The sequence below is a fragment of the Micromonospora sp. C28ISP2-4 genome, assembly GCF_030519385.1.
Lineage (GTDB): Bacteria > Actinomycetota > Actinomycetes > Mycobacteriales > Micromonosporaceae > Micromonospora > Micromonospora tulbaghiae.
In genome coordinates this window covers 256,512-273,174 of sequence record NZ_JAUMKG010000004.1, presented here as the reverse complement: position 1 = coordinate 273,174, position 16,663 = coordinate 256,512, and the positions used below count along the sequence as shown (strand labels likewise).

Annotated in this window: 15 protein-coding genes; 8 read left to right on the top strand and 7 right to left on the bottom strand. The window is 75.3% G+C overall.

Going from position 1 to position 16,663, the window contains the following annotated elements; all coding sequences use genetic code 11:
- Nucleotides 1–48 precede the first annotated feature (48 nt).
- The 3 genes from Q3W68_RS17410 to Q3W68_RS17400 all read right to left on the bottom strand — a co-directional run bounded on the left by Q3W68_RS17410 (nt 49) and on the right by Q3W68_RS17400 (nt 2,881).
- On the bottom strand, nt 49–1,836 hold the full coding sequence (locus tag Q3W68_RS17410) for a hypothetical protein (RefSeq protein ID WP_302906435.1): 1,788 nt from the start codon (nt 1,834–1,836) through the stop codon (nt 49–51).
- Nucleotides 1,837–1,879: 43 nt separating this feature from the next.
- On the bottom strand, nt 1,880–2,320 hold the full coding sequence (locus Q3W68_RS17405; protein ID WP_302906434.1) for a DUF4395 domain-containing protein: 441 nt from the start codon (nt 2,318–2,320) through the stop codon (nt 1,880–1,882).
- 114 nt (nt 2,321–2,434) lie between these two features.
- A complete protein-coding gene (locus Q3W68_RS17400; protein ID WP_302906433.1) occupies nt 2,435–2,881 on the bottom strand; it encodes a thioredoxin family protein in 447 nt (148 codons plus the stop codon).
- Between the two features lie 223 nt (nt 2,882–3,104).
- On the opposite strand from Q3W68_RS17400, the gene Q3W68_RS17395 reads away from it, so the two are divergent.
- The 6 genes from Q3W68_RS17395 to Q3W68_RS17370 all read left to right on the top strand — a co-directional run bounded on the left by Q3W68_RS17395 (nt 3,105) and on the right by Q3W68_RS17370 (nt 11,909).
- Nucleotides 3,105–4,238 (top strand): N-acetylmuramoyl-L-alanine amidase, encoded by a 1,134-nt coding sequence (locus Q3W68_RS17395; RefSeq protein ID WP_302906432.1) that lies wholly within the window; start codon nt 3,105–3,107, stop codon nt 4,236–4,238.
- Between the two features lie 257 nt (nt 4,239–4,495).
- A complete protein-coding gene (locus Q3W68_RS17390) occupies nt 4,496–7,681 on the top strand; it encodes a penicillin acylase family protein (RefSeq protein ID WP_302906431.1) in 3,186 nt (1,061 codons plus the stop codon).
- A gap of 59 nt (nt 7,682–7,740) precedes the next feature.
- Nucleotides 7,741–8,928 carry a DNA polymerase IV gene (gene dinB, locus Q3W68_RS17385; protein WP_302906430.1) on the top strand — a complete coding sequence of 396 codons (1,188 nt, stop codon included), beginning with the start codon at nt 7,741–7,743 and terminating at the stop codon, nt 8,926–8,928.
- Nucleotides 8,929–9,033: 105 nt separating this feature from the next.
- On the top strand, nt 9,034–9,966 hold the full coding sequence (locus Q3W68_RS17380) for a hypothetical protein (protein ID WP_302906429.1): 933 nt from the start codon (nt 9,034–9,036) through the stop codon (nt 9,964–9,966).
- A 102-nt stretch (nt 9,967–10,068) separates the two neighbouring features.
- Nucleotides 10,069–11,286, top strand: coding sequence for a sensor histidine kinase (locus Q3W68_RS17375; RefSeq protein WP_302906428.1), 1,218 nt, complete (start codon nt 10,069–10,071; stop codon nt 11,284–11,286).
- Nucleotides 11,283–11,909 carry a response regulator transcription factor gene (locus Q3W68_RS17370; RefSeq protein ID WP_128139301.1) on the top strand — a complete coding sequence of 209 codons (627 nt, stop codon included), beginning with the start codon at nt 11,283–11,285 and terminating at the stop codon, nt 11,907–11,909. Before Q3W68_RS17375 ends, Q3W68_RS17370 begins: the two co-directional genes overlap by 4 nt.
- Before the next feature lie 6 nt (nt 11,910–11,915).
- On the opposite strand, the gene Q3W68_RS17365 is transcribed toward Q3W68_RS17370, so the two are convergent.
- The 3 genes from Q3W68_RS17365 to Q3W68_RS17355 form a co-directional block, all read right to left on the bottom strand.
- Nucleotides 11,916–12,629, bottom strand: a complete 714-nt coding sequence (locus Q3W68_RS17365; protein WP_302906427.1) for an RraA family protein — start codon at nt 12,627–12,629, stop codon at nt 11,916–11,918.
- 118 nt (nt 12,630–12,747) lie between these two features.
- A complete protein-coding gene (locus tag Q3W68_RS17360; protein ID WP_302906426.1) occupies nt 12,748–14,043 on the bottom strand; it encodes an aromatic acid exporter family protein in 1,296 nt (431 codons plus the stop codon).
- Between the two features lie 63 nt (nt 14,044–14,106).
- The gene (locus Q3W68_RS17355; RefSeq protein WP_302906425.1) at nt 14,107–14,862 is read right to left on the bottom strand and encodes a dienelactone hydrolase family protein; all 756 of its coding nucleotides are present in this window, start codon (nt 14,860–14,862) and stop codon (nt 14,107–14,109) included.
- Between the two features lie 134 nt (nt 14,863–14,996).
- Here Q3W68_RS17355 and Q3W68_RS17350 point away from each other — a divergent pair, with 134 nt between their 5' ends.
- Together Q3W68_RS17350 and Q3W68_RS17345 are read left to right on the top strand one after the other, a co-directional pair.
- Nucleotides 14,997–15,395 (top strand): DUF2267 domain-containing protein, encoded by a 399-nt coding sequence (locus Q3W68_RS17350; RefSeq protein WP_302906424.1) that lies wholly within the window; start codon nt 14,997–14,999, stop codon nt 15,393–15,395.
- 10 nt (nt 15,396–15,405) lie between these two features.
- A complete protein-coding gene (locus tag Q3W68_RS17345) occupies nt 15,406–15,666 on the top strand; it encodes a hypothetical protein (protein ID WP_302906423.1) in 261 nt (86 codons plus the stop codon).
- A gap of 4 nt (nt 15,667–15,670) precedes the next feature.
- Here the strand turns inward: Q3W68_RS17345 and Q3W68_RS17340 are convergent, their stop codons facing one another.
- Nucleotides 15,671–16,600, bottom strand: a complete 930-nt coding sequence (locus tag Q3W68_RS17340; protein WP_302906422.1) for a diacylglycerol kinase family protein — start codon at nt 16,598–16,600, stop codon at nt 15,671–15,673.
- Nucleotides 16,601–16,663 lie beyond the last annotated feature (63 nt).

Here is a 16,663-nt window from a genome sequence, read left to right as displayed (position 1 = left end):
CCTCCGGCGCAGCGGCCCGCCCGTCGGCGCGGATGTCCGTCGGCGACGTCAGCGGCGGCGGGCGGCCGGGACGCCACCGGGCGGGGCAGCGCGGAGCAGCCAGACCGGGTTGCTCGCGCCGACGATCCCGCCGTCGCGGTCGCGGACCTGGATGCGTACGTACGTGCCGGCGCCGACGCGCACCGGCAGGTCGTGCCAGCCCTGCCGCAGCTGCCGCCAGGGGACCTGCCCGACCCGGACCGCCGGTGTCGGGTCCGCGACACCGGCCCGGTCGACCTCGCCGGTGACCGTCTCCAGCGTGGCCCCGGCCGGCAGGTCGGTGGCGCGCAGCCGCACCGTGACGGTGTCCTCGGCGAGCACGGCGAGCGCGCCCATCGCGCTGCGGCCACCCAGTTCCAGGTCCAGCGCGCCCCGGTAGCCGGCCAGGTCGGCGAACCACGCCTGCCCGGCGCGAAGCGCCGCGACCAGGTCGTCCCGGCCGGTCGAGGCCGCCCACACGGAGGTGATGTTCCGGTCCCGGCCCGCGCGCCAGTCGGTGCCGTCGTGGTCGTCGGTGACCCCCACGGCGGTGAGCGGGATCGCGTTGCGGGCCGCCACGTCGTACGCCCAGAGGTGGTCCTCTACCGGCCGGCGTCCGATCTCGATCAGGTCGACGCCGAGCGCGTTGCGGCTCACCAGCAGGCGGGCCAGTGATTCGCGGCGTTCGGTGTCCAGCGGGTGGTTCCAGCACACCACCCCGCCGTGCGAGTGCAGGAACTCCACCATCCGCTCGGTGGCGTCGACGTCGTTGTCCCGGTACGGCGGGGACGGGAAGCGCGGCAGCGTGCCGTCGCCGCCGAACCAGTTGAGGTGCCGCACCATCGACACCTCGTACGCGCGGTGGTGGGTGACGCCGGAGTACGCAGCGGCGTAGCCGCGCAGCACCTCGGCGCGCAGTTCCTCGCCCGCCTGCCCGGCTCGGCGGGCCCGGTCGAAGACGAGCCGGTCCACCAGGTACGCGCCGCGCGCGCCACCGGACACGGTCACGCCGAAGCGCAGCCCGCGCAGCGAGTTGTCCCCGGCGACGATGCCGGGCCAGAGCCGGCGTACGTCGGCGAGCAGGTCGAACGTGTGCCGCCGCCAGGCGCCCGCCGGGGCGGGCAGTTCGACGGTGCCGTGGCGGCCGTCCACAGTGTGCCGGACCGCGTCCACGCCACCGAGGCGGTAGCGCAGCACGAGCTGCCCGGCGGGCCGGCCGGGTCCGGCCGGGTGGTGCGACAGCGCCACCTCCACGGTGAGCGTGGCGTCCCGGCCCGCCGCTTCGGGGCGTACGTCGAGGTGCAGCTTCGTGTCGGAGATGTTGGCGGTGTGCGTCCAGTTCCACGCCTTGCCCGCGTACCAGTGGGTGCCGGAACCGGCGGCGGTGAGGCGCAGCGCGCGACCCGGGCCGTCGAGGGCGTCCGGCGCGTCCACGAAGTCGGCGGCAGAGGCGGACAGCCGCCCCTCGGTGGCCGGTTGCCAGGTCCAGGCCAGGCCGCCCTCGCGTTCCTCCGGGCCGTCGAAGTGGACGACCCGGCGGTGGTCGTGGGCGGCGACCCGGAAGTCGTGGTCGGTCCACCAGAGCACGTCGACGCCGTTGCGGCGGGCCTGGTCGAGGTGGGCGGCGTAGCTGGCCACGCCCTCGCTGAACGAGGCATGCAGGTGCATCGCCATGCTGACCGGCCGCCGGCCGCGCGGCGGGGGCGGCGGCCGGTCGTTCGTGGCGGCCAGCCCGACCGGCACGCCGATCCCGGCGACCACCAGCCCGCCCGCGGCGACGAGCACGCTGCGCCGGTCCAGCCGCCCGCGACCCGCCATGCCACTCCCCCCGTTCCGCCGGGGCCAGCGTACGGGTGGACGGTCAGCGCGGGGGTACCGCCACCCGGGCGGCGAGCGGGCGTCCGGCCAGCCGCCGGATCGCCAGGTACGCCTCGCAGCCGAGGCACAGCCCGAACGCGGCGTTGAGGAACGCCGCCGCCAGCGCCGCACCGGTGGCGGCCAGGCCGAGCGCGGGCAGCCCGGCGAACCAGCCGGCCGCGCCGACGGCGCTGAAGACCAGGCCGACGACCTGGGCGAAGCGCACCGGCGCGACCGGCTCCAGCTCCGCCGGCGGGTTCAGCCGGGGCGCCACCAGAGCGCGGAACAGCAGGCCGTAGGGGCCGACGCGCGGGTTCAGCGCGGTGAGCGCGAACACGACGGCCTGGGCGAGCAGGAGCAGCCCGGAGCCGGTGACGAGGACGATCGCGAGGACGACCGTGGTGAGGACGGCGGCGAAGCGCGGTCCCCGGGGATCGAGCAGCATGGGGTGGGTCCGCTCGTGCGGGGGCGGTCGGTCAGTCGGGACGCGCCGCCGCACACAGGCTCGTGCCGAGCCGGCCGTGGTCCACCACCCGGCGGCGGATCAGCCGTACGCCGGTCATCGCCCGGCTCCCACCGTGAGCGCGGCGATCAGGTCGTCGCGGTCGGGCACGCCGGCGGCCCGGCGCACCACGCGCCCGGCCGCGTCCACCACCAGCACGGTCGGGGTACGCCACACGTCCAGTTCACGGGCCACGTCGAGGTGTGCGTCCACGCCCACCTCCAGCACCGCTACCCCGTCGAGACGGGCGGCCACGTCGGCCAGCACCCGGCGGGCGGCCCGGCAGGGCGCGCAGACCGGGGCGGAGAACTGCACCAGCGTGACCTCGCCGGGGCGTACGCCGAGGTCGGTGAGGGTGGCCCGGTGCGGCGCGTCGGCGGCCGATGGGCGCTTCCGGACGGCGCGCAGCCGCCCGTCGTGGCGACGGCGCCACCAGCCGAACGCGGTGGCGGCCGCGAGCACCGCGACGAGCACGAGGATCCCGCTCAGACTGGGCGACTGCACCGGCCCAGGCTGCCACGACAGGTCGCGGAAGGCCATGGTCCGTCCCGGTCAGCGGACGTGAGATCGCCTACTCCGGCGGTAGGAGCGTTCGGCGCGCCGGCCGGCGAACGTCGCTTTTGTCCTCTGGCGCACCGCGTGAGCTTGGCAATATTCTCCACCACGCGCACAGTCTTTGCAGTTCCTTTACATTGCCCGGCGCCGGTCGGGCCATCGAGGAGGCGAGATGCACTTCGACCACCCCGAGCTGGACCGCCGTACGCTGCTGCGGGCCGGCCTCGGCGCCGCCGCGGTCGCGGTCGTCGGCAGCGAACTCGCCCTGCCGGCCGCCGCGCACGCCGCGCCGAGCGCGGACCTCGACTGGATCATCAGCTGCGACGAGTGGGCGGCCCGCCCGCCGGCCGACCCGCTGTCGGTGAGCGCGATCCCGACCAACAAGATCATCGTGCACCACATGGCGTTCCCGAACGTCACCGACTACTCCGAGGAGCACGCCAAGCAGCTCGCCCGCGACTGCCAGGACCTGCACATGGACGGCAACGGCTGGTCCGACACCGGGCAGCACTTCACGGTGAGCCGCGGCGGCCACGTCCTGGAGGGACGCCACGGCAGCCTGGACCGGCTGGTCGCCGGCGACCGCCAGATGATCGCCGCGCACTGCCCGGGCGAGAACGGGCGGGCCATCGGCATCGAGAACGAGGGCACCTACGTCACCGAGACGCCGCCGGAGGAGCTGCTCGACGGGCTGGTCCGGCTGTGCACCGCGATCTGCCGGCAGTACGGGCTGCACGCCCACGACATCTTCGGCCACTGGGACTTCCGCGCCACGCTCTGCCCGGGCGCGATGTTCTACCGGGAGTTCCCGGCGCTGCGCCGCGCGGTGTTCAAGGAGCTGGGCACCGACCTGGGCGACGTGCCGGCCCGCCGCTGGCCGGACATCTGGCGCTTCGTCGGCGGCCCGGTGGTCCGCGTCGCGCAGTACCTGCTGACGTTCCACGGCTACACCGTGCCGGTGACCGGCGTGTTCGACGCGGCCACGGTCGCGGCGGTGCAGGACTGGCAGGCGCGCAACGGCATCCCGGTCGACGTCGACGCCACGCTCACGGCACCGACCTGGGAGACCCTGTGCCCGGAGCTGGACCAGAAGTCGTCGGGCGTTCCGGTGGCCGCCGCGCAGTTCATGCTCGCCTCCAAGGGCTACGCCGAGGTCACCGCGACCGGTGAGTACGACCACGCCACCCGCACGGCGGTGAAGGACCTCCAGCGCCTGCACGGACTACCGCCCAACGGCAAGATCAGCACCACTACCTGGTGCGCGCTGGTGGGGGGTGTGGTGCGCCAGTCGTTCCACAAGCACTGACGGCGCACCGGCGGGGAGAGCGGTGGGGTGGCAACGGCGCCACCCCCACCGCGTCGTTGCGGGCTGGATCGCGGTGAAACGTCGGCCTTGACGACTGGTGAACGACGGCTATCCCGGACGGCAGTGGTGCGCAGATCATTGCCCGCAGATAGATATGAGTCATTCTCACCTCCGGGCAGGACGCCCGGGCACGGAGGCCGAGACGCCGTCAGCCGGGCGTACCGAACGGCCCTGCTCCGCGTCCCCGGAGGATCGCCATGCCACGACCCGCCATCCGCGCCCGCCTCGCGGCGCTCACCGCCGCGGCCCTCACCGCGAGCGTCCTGACCGTCACCCCGCCGTCACCGGCGCTCGCCGCCACCACGTTCACCCCCGACGACTACTGCCTCGGCCAGTGCGCCGACATCCTGCCCCCCGGGCAGAACGGCAACGCCACACTCGCCGGCATCCTGGCCCACCAGGCGCTCGGCACCCGGCCGGCGCACTCCAGCGACCAGCTCGACGAGTACGCCAACCTCGTCTACAACTACGCCGGGCTGACCGACGAGCAGATCGCCCACTTCTACAACGACGCCTCGTTCGGCGTCCCCGACGCGCAGGTCGAGAGCAGGATCTCGCCGCGCTCGGACGTCACCATCGTGCGGGACAAGGCCACCGGCGTCCCGCACGTCACCGGCACCACCCGCGCCGGCACCATGTTCGGCGCCGGGTACGCCGGCGCCCAGGACCGGCTCTGGGTGATGGACCTGCTGCGGCACGTCGGCCGCGGCAACGTCACCTCGTTCGCCGGCGGCGCCCCCGGCAACCGGGAGCTGGAGCAGAGCGTCTGGGCCAACTCGCCCTACACCGAGGCGGACCTCCAGGCCCAGGTGGACGCGCTGCGCCTCAAGGGCACCCGGGGCCAGCAGCTCTACACCGACGTCGCCGACTACATCGCCGGCATCAACGCCTACATCGACAAGTCGATCGCCGACGACAACTACCCCGGCGAGTACGTGCTCACCGGCGCCGGCAAGCCGAAGCACTTCACCATGACCGACCTGATCGCCACCGCCGGTGTCATCGGCGGGCTGTTCGGCGGGGGCGGCGGCAGCGAGATGCAGTCCGCGCTGGTCCGGGTGGCCGCCCGGGCCAAGTACGGCCCGACCGAGGGCGACCGGGTCTGGACGGCGTTCCGCTCGCAGAACGACCCGGAGACCGTGCTGACGCTGCACGACGGGCAGAGCTTCCCGTACGGCGCGACGCCGCCCGGCGCCACCAGCGCGGTGCTGCCCGACGCCGGCACGGTCGTCGCCGAGCCGCTCGCGTACGACGCCACCGGCGGGGCCGCCACGCGCACCGGCAGCAGCGCCGCCACCAAGGACCTGATCGGCGGCCTGTCCAACCTGCGCTCGCACGGCATGTCCAACGCGGTGGTGGTCTCCGGCCGGCACACCACCACCGGCAACCCGGTGGCCGTGTTCGGCCCGCAGACCGGCTACTTCGCCCCGCAACTGCTCATGCTCCAGGAACTGCAGGGGCCGGGGATCAGCGCACGCGGCGCCGCGTTCGCCGGACTGAACCTCTACGTCCTGCTCGGCCGCGGGCAGGACTACGCGTGGAGCGCCACCTCCGCCTCGCAGGACCTGACCGACACGTACGCGGTGCCGCTGTGCACCACCGACGGCAGCGCGCCGACGCTGCGCTCCAACCGCTACCTCTACCGCGGCCAGTGCGTGGCCATGGAGGTCCTGGAGAAGCGCAACTCCTGGTCGCCGACGCTCGCCGACTCCACCCCGGCCGGCGCGTACACGCTGCGCGCGCTGCGCACCAAGTACGGGCTGGTGGCCTACCGGGGGCTGGTGAACGGGCAGCCCACCGCGTTCACCAAGCTGCGCTCCACCTACCGGCACGAGGCCGACTCGGCGATCGGCTTCCAGGCGTACAACGACCCGGCGGCGATGGGCAGCGCGGCGGCGTTCCAGGCGTCCGCGGCCAGCGTCGGGTACGCGTTCAACTGGTTCTACGTCAACTCGACCGAGGCGGCGTACTTCAACTCCGGCTCCAACCCGGTCCGCCCGTCCGGGCTCGACCCGAACCTGCCGGCGAAGGCGGAGCCGGCGTACGAGTGGGCGGGCTGGAACCCGGACACCAACGACGCCACCTACGCCCCGGCGTCGGCCCACCCCCAGTCGGTCAACCAGGACTACTACGTCAGCTGGAACAACAAGCAGGCGCGCGACTTCGGCGCGGCCGACGGCAACTTCAGCTACGGCGCGGTGCACCGGGGTCAACTGCTCGACGGTCCGGTGAAGGCGGCGATCGCCCAGCGCAAGGTCGGCCGCGCCGACATCGTCCGGATCACCGCCGAGGCGGCGGTGACCGACCTGCGCGGTCAGCAGGTGCTCGGCGAGCTGCTGCGGGTGCTGGACAGCACGCCGGTCACCGATCCGGCGCTGGCCGCCGCGGTGAGCAAGCTGCGGGCCTGGCAGCAGGCCGGGTCGCGGCGGGTGGAGACGTCGCCCGGGTCGAAGGTCTACCAGCACGCCGACGCCATCCGGATCTTCGACGCCTGGTGGCCGCTGCTGACCTCGGCGCAGTTCCGCCCCGGCCTCGGCCCGGACCTGTACGCCGCGCTCGTCGACGCGCTCGAAGTCAACGAGGCGCCCTCGGGCGGCCAGAACGGTGCCCGCGACGGCACCGTGAACTGGGCGTCGCAGGGGCAGGCGCACAAGGGCTCGGCGTTCCAGTACGGCTGGTGGGGTTACGTCGACAAGGATCTGCGTGCCGTGCTCGGCGACCCGGTGGCCGGCGGGCTCGGACGCACGTACTGCGGCAACGGCAACCTCGGCGCGTGCCGGCAGGCGCTGCTCGACACGCTCGGCCAGGCCACGGCGGCGCCGGCGACCACCGTCTACCCGGGAGACTCGTCCTGCGGGGCCGGCGACCAGTGGTGCGCGGACTCGATCGCCCAGTCCGGGCTCGGCGGCATCACCCACCCGCTGATCGCCTGGCAGAACCGGCCCACCTACCAGCAGGTCGTCTCGTTCCCGGCGCGCCGGGGCGACACGGTGACCAACCTGGCGCAGGGCCGCACCGCCACCGCGTCCAGCACCCAGTTCCTGACCAGCAACACCCCGGCCAAGGCGGTCGACGGCAGTCTCGGCACCCGGTGGGCCAGCAGCTACAACGACAACCAGTGGCTGCGGGTGGACCTCGGCTCGGCCCGGACCATCAGCCGGGCGGTGCTGCGGTGGGAGGCCGCATACGCCACCGGCTACCGGATCGAGGTCTCCGGTGACGGCAACTCCTGGCAGCCGGTGTTCAGCACCACCACCGGCAACGGCGGCGTCGACAACGTGACGTTCGCCCCGGTCGCCGCACGACACGTACGGATGTACGGCGTCACGCGGGCCACCTCGTACGGCTTCTCGCTCTACGAGTTCGAGGTCTACGGACGGTGACCGCACGCGACCGGGCAGGTCAGGCACATCCGTTCGAACATGTGTGCGAGGATGGCGGGGTGTCGAGCGAGGCCACCATCCTGCACGCCGACCTGGACGCGTTCTACGCCTCGGTCGAGCAGCGCGACGACCCCCGGCTGCGCGGCCGTCCCGTGATCGTCGGCGGCGGCGTGGTGCTCGCCTGCAGCTACGAGGCCAAGGCCCGGGGCGTACGCAGCGCGATGGGCGGCCGGCAGGCGCGGCGGCTCTGCCCGGACGCGGTGGTGGTGCCGCCCCGGATGGCCGCGTACACGGCCGCCAGCCGGGCCGTGTTCGAGATCTTCCGGCACACCACCCCGCTCGTCGAAGGGCTCAGCATCGACGAGGCGTTCCTCGACGTGGGTGGGCTGCGGCGGCTCGCCGGAGCGCCGGCCGCCGTCGCGGCCGGCCTGCGCGAGCGGGTACGCCGCGAGGTCGGCCTGCCGATCACCGTCGGCGTGGCCCGGACGAAGTTCCTCGCCAAGGTGGCCAGCGGGGTGGCCAAACCGGACGGGCTGCTGGTGGTGGAGCCGGAGCGGGAACTGGCGTTCCTGCACCCGCTGCCCGTCGAACGGCTGTGGGGCGTCGGCCCGGTCACCGCCGCGCGGCTGCGCGAACGCGGCATCCGTACCGTCGGGCAGGTGGCCCGGCTGGACGAGCCGGCGCTGGTGTCGCTGCTCGGCGCGGGCGCCGGCCGGCACCTGCACGCCCTGGCGCACAACCGCGACCCCCGGGCGGTCCAGGTGGGCCGCCGCCGCTCCTCGATGGGCGCTCAGCACGCGCTGGGACGCGGGCCGCACTCCCCCGCCGACCTGGACGCGGTGCTGGCCGGGCTGGTCGACCGGGTCACCGGGCGGATGCGCGCCGCCCGCCGCACCGGCCGCACGGTGACGCTGCGGCTGCGCTTCGCCGACTACACCCGGGCCACCCGGTCGCACACGCTCGACGAGCCGACCGCGCAGACCGGGCCGCTGCGGGCCGCCGCCAGTGACCTGCTGCGGGCCGCGCTGCCGCAGATCGCGGAACGTGGCGTGACGCTGCTCGGCGTCTCGGTGGGCAACCTGGGCAGCGGGCACACGCAGCTCGCCCTGCCGTTCACCGCCGAACCGGGCCCGGCGCTGGACGCCGCCGTCGACGCGGTACGGGACCGCTTCGGCTCCCGGGCGCTGACCCGCGGCGTGCTGCTCGGCCGCGACCCGGGCGTCGAGATGCCCCGGCTGCCGGACTGACCGCCCGGCCTCCTCCTGGAGTAGGAGACACGCTCCGACCCGTGGCCGCGAACGCGGCCTGTGGGCGGGCGCGACCGGCCCGGCGCGTCACGAGCATCTACAGGCATGACTACCCTGCGGAACCGGGCGGCCGGATGGCACCGCCCCCTGATGCTCCTCGTCTCCGCGATGGCGGTGCTCACCGTCGTCGCCGCGGTCGGCGTCGTGGCCGACCCGCGCGTGCTGACCGGCGCGCCCATCTGGCTCAAGCCGCTGAAGTTCGCGATCTCGTTCGTGCTCTACGGCGTCACGCTCGCCTGGATGCTGTCCCTGCTGCCGCGCCGCAGCCGGGCGGCCGAGCGGGCCGCCACAGTGATCGTGGCCATGTCCGTGGTGGAGATGGCCGTCATCGTGGCTCAGGTGCTCCGCGGCACCACCAGCCACTTCAACGGCACCACCACGCTGAACGCGGTGTTGTTCGACGTCATGGGCGTGGCGATCACGGTGCTGTTCGCGGCCCAGTTCGTGCTCGCGGTCGTGCTGGCCCGCCGGTCCCTTCCGGACCGGGCCGGCGGATACGCGGTCCGGCTCGGCCTCGCCGTGTCCCTGCTCGGCATGCTCGTCGCGTTCCCGATGGTGGCGCAGAGCCCGGCCGGCGCGCCCGCCGGGATCAGCGGAGCGCACAGCGTCGGGGTGCCCGACGGCGGTCCGGGGTTGCCGCTGCTCGGCTGGAGCACCACCGGCGGCGACCTGCGCGTCGGGCACTTCGTCGGGATGCACGCGTTGCAGGCACTGCCGCTGCTGGCGATCCTGCTCGACCGGTTCCTCGGCGCCCGGCTGGACGAGCTGACCCGGGCCCGGCTGGTGCTCGTCGGCGCGGCCGCGTACGCCGGGCTCACGCTGCTGCTGACCGCGCAGGCGCTGCGCGGGCAACCGCTGCTCGCGCCGGACGCGCTCACGCTCGCCGCGGCGGGGGTGCTGGTGGTGGCCACGGCGACGGCCACCACGCTGGTGCTGGGCCGCCGGACCCGGCGTACCGGTGTGGTGCTCGTCGGATGAGCGCCGCGGTGTCCGGCCCGGCGGTCCACCTCGGACCGCCGGGGCGGCCGCGGCCGGCGAACGCGGTGGCCTCCGCCCGCTCCGGTTGCCTAGGCTGACGCGGTGAGCTGGGTCGGTCGGTTGTTCGACGCGCGTGACACGCTCCCGCGGATCCTGCTGCTGGACCTCAGCGGCGTCGGCTACCTCGTCTTCGGCCCGCACGGGGACTCGGCCGCCACCGGTACGGAGTGGGCGCTGGCGGTCCCGGCTTTCCTGCTGGCGCTGCTGTGCCACCGCCGGCCCCTGGTGAGCCTGCTGATCCAGTCGGCCCTGCTGGTCGCCGCGCTCGTCCTGGCCGACGACGTGACGATCAACCAGGTCGGTGCGAGCTGGGCGCTGCTGGAGCTGACCATGCGGGCCACCCGGCCGCGCACGGTCTGGCTGGGTGCCGGGCTGCTCGCCGCCGTCGACCTGACCGACCTGATCGGGCTACCGGTCCGCGCGGTGTTCACCGGCCTGTTCGGGCTGGCCGTCACAGTCGGCCTGCCGCTGCTGCTCGGGCTGGTCGTGCGGACCACCCGGGAACTGGGGCGGCAGGCCGAGGAGCGGGCCGAGGCGGAGCGGCGCCGGCGCGAGTCGGAGAGCCGGGCGGCGCGCGCCGACGAACGTGGCGCCATCGCCCGGGAGCTGCACGACGTGCTCGCCCACCACGTCGCGTCGATGGTGCTGCGGGTCGGTGTGGCCCGGCACGTGCTGCCGGACCTCGATCCCCGGGTCGGCGAGGTGTTCGACGACGTGCACGCCACCGGCACGGCCGCGCTGACCGACCTGCGGCGGCTGGTGGCGGTGCTGCGCGACCCGGACGGCGTACGCGACGACGCCGCCCTGACCGCCATCGAGCCGTCGGCGCTGCCGGCGGCGCTCGGCGCGGCGGTCGACCGGGCCCGGCAGGCGGGCGTCGTGGTGGAGGCCGACGTCGACCCGGCGGTCGGCACGCTCGACGCGGTACGCGGCCAGGCGGTGCTGCGACTGACCCAGGAGGCGTTGACGAACGTGGCGAAACACGCCGGCGCGGCGGCCCGGGCCCGGCTGACCGTGTCGGTCGAGGACGGCGCGGTGCACTGGGCGGTGACCGACGACGGGCGCGGCGCCGCGCCGGCCGTGGTGCCCGCCGGCGGCGGCCACGGCATCGTCGGGATGCGGGAACGCGTCGAGGTGCTCGGCGGGCGGCTGGAGGCCGGGCCCACCGGGTCCGGCTGGCGGGTCCGGACCGTGCTGCCCCCGGCCGGGCCGGCCGACCACACGCCCCGGCCCCGCGCGGGCACGCCGGAGCCGGCGTGATCCGGGTGCTGCTGGTCGACGACCAGCACCTCATCCGGGCCGGCCTGCGGATGCTCTGCGACGCCCAGCCCGACCTCGAGGTCGTCGGCGAGGCCGACAACGGCCGGGACGCGGTCGCCCTCGCCGCCCGGCTACGCCCCGACGTGGTGGTGATGGACCTGCGGATGCCCGGCGTCGACGGGATCACCGCCACCAGCCGGATCCTCGCCGACCGGCCGGCCACCCGGATCATGGTGCTCACCACGTTCGGCGACGACGACCACCTCTACCCCGCGCTGACCGCGGGCGCCTGCGGGTTCCTGCTCAAGGACGCACCTCCGGCCGACCTGCTCGACGGCGTCCGCCGCGCCGCCGCCGGCGACAGCCCGTTCAGCCCGGACGTCCTGCGCCGGCTGGTCGACCGCGCGGTGCACGCCCGCGCCGGCGCGCCGCGGCGTACGGCCGACCTGACCGCCCGCGAGCGGGACGTGCTGGACCTGGTCGCCGACGGGCTGTCCAACACCGAGATCGCCGACCGGCTGCACATCGGTGTGACCACGGTGAAGACGCACATCACCAGCCTGATGACCAAGACCGGCAGCGCCAACCGGGTACGCCTGGCGCTGTGGGCGCGCGGCGGCTGACGCAGGTCACTCCTCGATCGCGCCGCCCACCGCCCGTAGATGCGCCCGGAACGTCAGCGCCGGGTCGGCCTGCCGGGCCGTCAGGTACGCGCCGAACCCGACCTGCGCGCGCAGCGACTCCCCGGCCCGGATCCGGTCGGCCTGCCGGCGCTCGGTGTCCCGGATGGACTCGGCCAGGTCGAACAGCTCCCCGGCCCGGTCGGCGGGTACGAACAGCACCCCGTCGTCGTCGGCCAGCGCCAGATCCCGCGGGCCGACGGTGAACGGCCCGACCCGGGCCTGCTCCAGCGCCCCGGCCGGGCGTGGGTCCAGCTCCAGCGGGCCGCTCGGGGTGGCGCCGAGACTGAACACCGGCAGCCCGACCGCGACCAGGTCCGCCGTGTCCCGGTGCGCGCCCCACACCACAAGTCCGGCGAGGCCGGCGGCCCGAGCCTCCAGCACCACGAGGTCGCCGACGCAGGCCCGGTCGGTGCGCCCGTCGTCGTCGACGACGAGCACGTCCCCGTCGGCGGCCTGCTCGATCGCCTCCAGGAAGACGTCCACGCTGCCGGCGTGCCGGGCCGGACGGACCCGGCCCGCCAGGCGCCGCCCGGGCAGCACCGGGACGACCGCGGCCGGGGCGCAACGGACGGAAACGCCGGCGCGCAGGCAGGCGTCGGCGACGTGGGCGGTGGTCAGTGCGGCGAATCGCGCGGCCGGCGCGTCCTCACGGATGTCCATGCGCCGACGCTAACCAGCCGGGCCGGCCCCGGCAGGTGCCAGTCGACGTCCGGTGGCCTGCGGCCGGGCCGGACGCAGACGGGCGGCCGGCCGGACGCAGACGGGCGGCCGGGCCGGGTCAGGCGACGCGGGTCGGTGGCCGGAACATGTCCGGGCGCCGCCCCGGCGCGCCGCGCCCGGCGGGCCGGCGCGGGACGGGCCGGCTCATCCGGGCCCGGACCGGCGGGCGCGCCTCCGCCTCCCCCGCGCCGGCGGCCCGGCGCACGGTGCCGTTGGCGTCCTCGGGCCGGCAGCCGGTGGCCCGCAGCAACTCGCTCTGCCCGGTCCGCAGGTCGCTGATCATCGCCTCGCCGTAGGCGCGCACACCCTGCGACCACGCGCGCCCGGCCAGCTCGGCGCCCTGCCGTACCAGTTCCCGGGTGCGTTCCAGGTCCGCACCGGACTTGCAGGCCCGCTTCAGCTCCCGCACCGCGTCGCCGAGGCGGACCACCGCGTCGGGCAGCGCGGGCGGGACCGGCTCGTCGTACTGCAACGCGGTGGCGGAGCGGCGGGCGATCGAGCGGGCGTACAAAACCAGCCGTTCGAGGTGCCGGGTCGCATCGGCGTACCTGCGGAACTGGGCCCGGCGATGCCAGCGGGCGGGCGCGATGGTGACCACCTCCTCGGCCCCGCTGAGCGCGTCGTTGAGCCGCCCGATGTCCGGTTCGATCCCGCGCAGGTCCTCCAGGGCGCGCTGGGCCGCGTCGGCGTCGCGTCGGGTCAGCGCCCACGCGACGGCGTCGAGTTGCTCGGTGAGCCGGGCGACCACCGGCTCCACCGCCCGGTCCAGCACCCGGATCGGGTTGACCGGCAGCAGCAGCGCCACCACGAACAGGCCGACGAGGCCGCCGACCAGCGCGTCGAAGATGCGGGGCAGCTCCAGGCCGGGCTGCACCGGCGCGAGCGTGGCGATCAGCACCGCCGTACCGCCGGCCTGGCCGACGAGCGCGCCACCGCGACCGGCCACCAGAAGCGCGGTGGCGATGGCGAGCGTGACCACCAGGCCGGTCTGCCAGGATCCGCTGCCGAGCACTGCGCGCAGCAGGTCGCCGACCACGATGCCCAGGCCGACGCCGACGAGCAGCTCGAACGTGCGCCGGGCGCGCTGGCCGATGGCGGTGGCGATGGTGCCGACCGCGGCGGCGGGGGCGAAGACGTGCGCGCCGGGACCGAGCAGTTCCTGGGCGAGCAGCGCGGCGAGCGCCGCGGCCAGACCGGCCTGCGCGGAGATCACCACGGTGATCTCCAGCTGGCGCAGCCGGTTCCGGCCGGCCGCGCCGCCCTGGACGCGGGCCCGGGAGAGCGCGAGACCGCCCCGCTCGACCGCCCGGTCCAGTGGCGAGCGGACGGTGTCGTCGGCGCGGCGGTCGGTCATGACGGCGGTTACCCGGCCCCGGGCCGTTGAATCGTCGGCCGTGCCCCCGCGCGCCCTTCGGAGTCAGCGGCGGTACGTGCGGTCGAGCAGGTCGAACAGCGCCGTCCAGTGGCGCTGCGTGGCCTGCTCGTCGTACATCGGGGTGTCCGACTGGGTGTAGCCGTGGCGGGCGCCGGCGTACACCTCGGAGCGGTAGGTCACCCCGGCGGCGTCCAGCGCTTTCTCCAGCGTGGCGATCTGCTCGGCGGTCATCGACGGGTCGGCGTCGGCGTGCCCGAAGTAGAGTTCGCCGGTCACCGCGCCGACGGCCAGGTGCGGGCTGTCCGGCGCGTCGGTGACCACGCGCCCGGCGTGGAACGCGGCCACAGCGGCGATCCGGTCCGGGAGCGCCTCGATCGCGCGCAGCGCGTTCGTGCCGCCCATGCAGTAGCCGGTGATCGCCGCCGGGCCCCGCGCGACGTCCGGGCGGGTGGCGAGGAAGTCCAGGTAGGCGGCCGTGTCGCGGGCGACCGCCTCGGGCGTCAACGCGGCCATCATCGGTCCGATGCTCTCGAACAGGGCGGCCCGGCGGCTGTCGTCGGCGAGCGCGCCGAGGTCGATCAGCGGGGCGCGCCCGGCGCGGTGGAACAGGTTGGGGGCGAGCACCACGTAGCCGCGGCCGGCGATCGTGGCGGCCATCTCCGCGACCCGGGGCCGCAGCCCGAACGCGTCCATGAACAGCAGGACGGCCGGAAAGGGCCCGCCGCCGGACTCCGGCGTGGCCAGGTAGGCGTCGGCCGTTCCGTCGGGGGTGGGCACGTCCACGATCGTCGGCTGCACTGCCGGGCCTCCTCGCTGCGGGTTCCGGGCTGCACGCTACCCCCGCTCCGGCGGCGCCGGCGCCTCGGGCTCGCGGCCCGTTTGCCGACGTCCAGCGTGGGAATCCGGCCATCCCGGCGGAGGAAGGCGGCGAGATGGACCAGGATCAGTTCATCGGCGCGGTGGCCCAGCGGTGCGGCGCGTCCGCGGAGCAGGCCACCGCGATCACCCGGGCGACGCTCACCACGCTGGCCGAGCGCATCGACGGCGGGGAGGCCCGCGACCTCGCCGACCGGCTGCCGGAGGCGCTGCGGGCGTACGCGTTCGGCCCGGCCGAGGCCGCCGAGCCGTTCGGGCTGGACGTGTTCGTGGAGCGGGTGAGCGGACGGGCCGACGTCGACGTGGACGCGGCCCGGGACGGGATCACGGCGGTGTTCGACGTGCTGCGCGACGCCGTCGACCCGGCCGCGTACGCCCAGGTCGTCGGGCAGCTCCCGGCCGAGTACGGCGACGTGGCCGACCAGAGCGCGCCGTACGTGCGGCGCACGGCGTGACGGGGACGCGATGAGCGAGGACGCGCTGCGCCGGCCGCCCGAGGCCGACGCGCAGGAACAGCGGCAGGACGAGACACTCGTCGGACCGCCCGACACGGTCGGCGCGGCAGTGCCCGAGGCGGCCGAGGCGGACCTGGCCGAGCAGGGCGTGCTGCGCCCGCCGAGCGACCGGGCCGGCCTGGGCGAGTCGGTGCGCGACGACCTGACCGCCGCCGACGCGGTGGAGCAGAACCAGGAGATCCCACTGCCCGACGAGGAGCACTGGGCCTGACCGGTCAGTGATCCGGGCTGTCGGCCCGGGCCATCAGGCGCAACGCGTTCGGGTCCAGGCCGATGCGGACCGGCGTCTGCCCGTACGGCTCGCCGTCGACCTCGATGCGGGCCGGCCGGTCGGTCTCCAGCCACAGCTGGCGTACCGCCAGGAACGGCTCCTCGCCGAGGGTGCGGCGGTGGCCGGCGGCCGCGTTGCGCGCCGTCTCGCGCAGCAGCCCGCGCCGGGTCGGCCCTCCCACCGGGTACGCGACCAGCAGCCGGTCGTCGGCGGTGGCGTCGGCGGTGATGGGCCGGCCGGCGTGGAAGCCGCCGTTGGCCACGTACACCTGGTGCGTGGTGAAGGTGTGCTCGCGGCCCTCGGCGCGGACCGTCACGGCCAGCGGCCGGTGCCGGGCCAGCAGCCCCAGCCCGGTCATCGGGTACGCGAGCCGCCCGACGGCCCGTTTCAGCCCCGGCGGGGCGGCCTGCATGATGTCGGCGGACAGCCCGATCCCGACGTGGTTGGTGAACCGGGTGTCGCCGATCAGGCCCAGGTCGACGTCGATGACCTTGCCGTCGGTGAGCACCGCGATCGCGGCGTCCAGGTCGAGCGGGACGCCGACGGTGCGGGCGAAGTTGTTCGTGGTGCCCAGCGGCAGCAGGCCCATCGCGACGTCCCGGTGCGCGAGCAGCCGGGCCGCGGCGCCGACGGTGCCGTCGCCGCCGCCGGTGACCAGCAGGTCCGGCCCGAGGTCGGCGGCCTCGGCGAGCACCCGGTCCAGCTCGCCGGGCCGGTCCACCGGGTACGCGCCGAGCAGCGTGAACCCGGCCGCGCGCAGGCGGGCGTGGACGGTGTCGTAGAGCCGCCGGCCGCGGCGGGAGTGGGCGTTGACCACGAGCGCCGCCCGCCGTCGTTCCCGGATCGCCGTCGACAGCTCCTGCTTGGTCCGCACGTTGCGACCCTATCCGGCGGCACCCGGCCGGACCCGGCCGCCGCGTCGGCCGCCGCGCGCGGG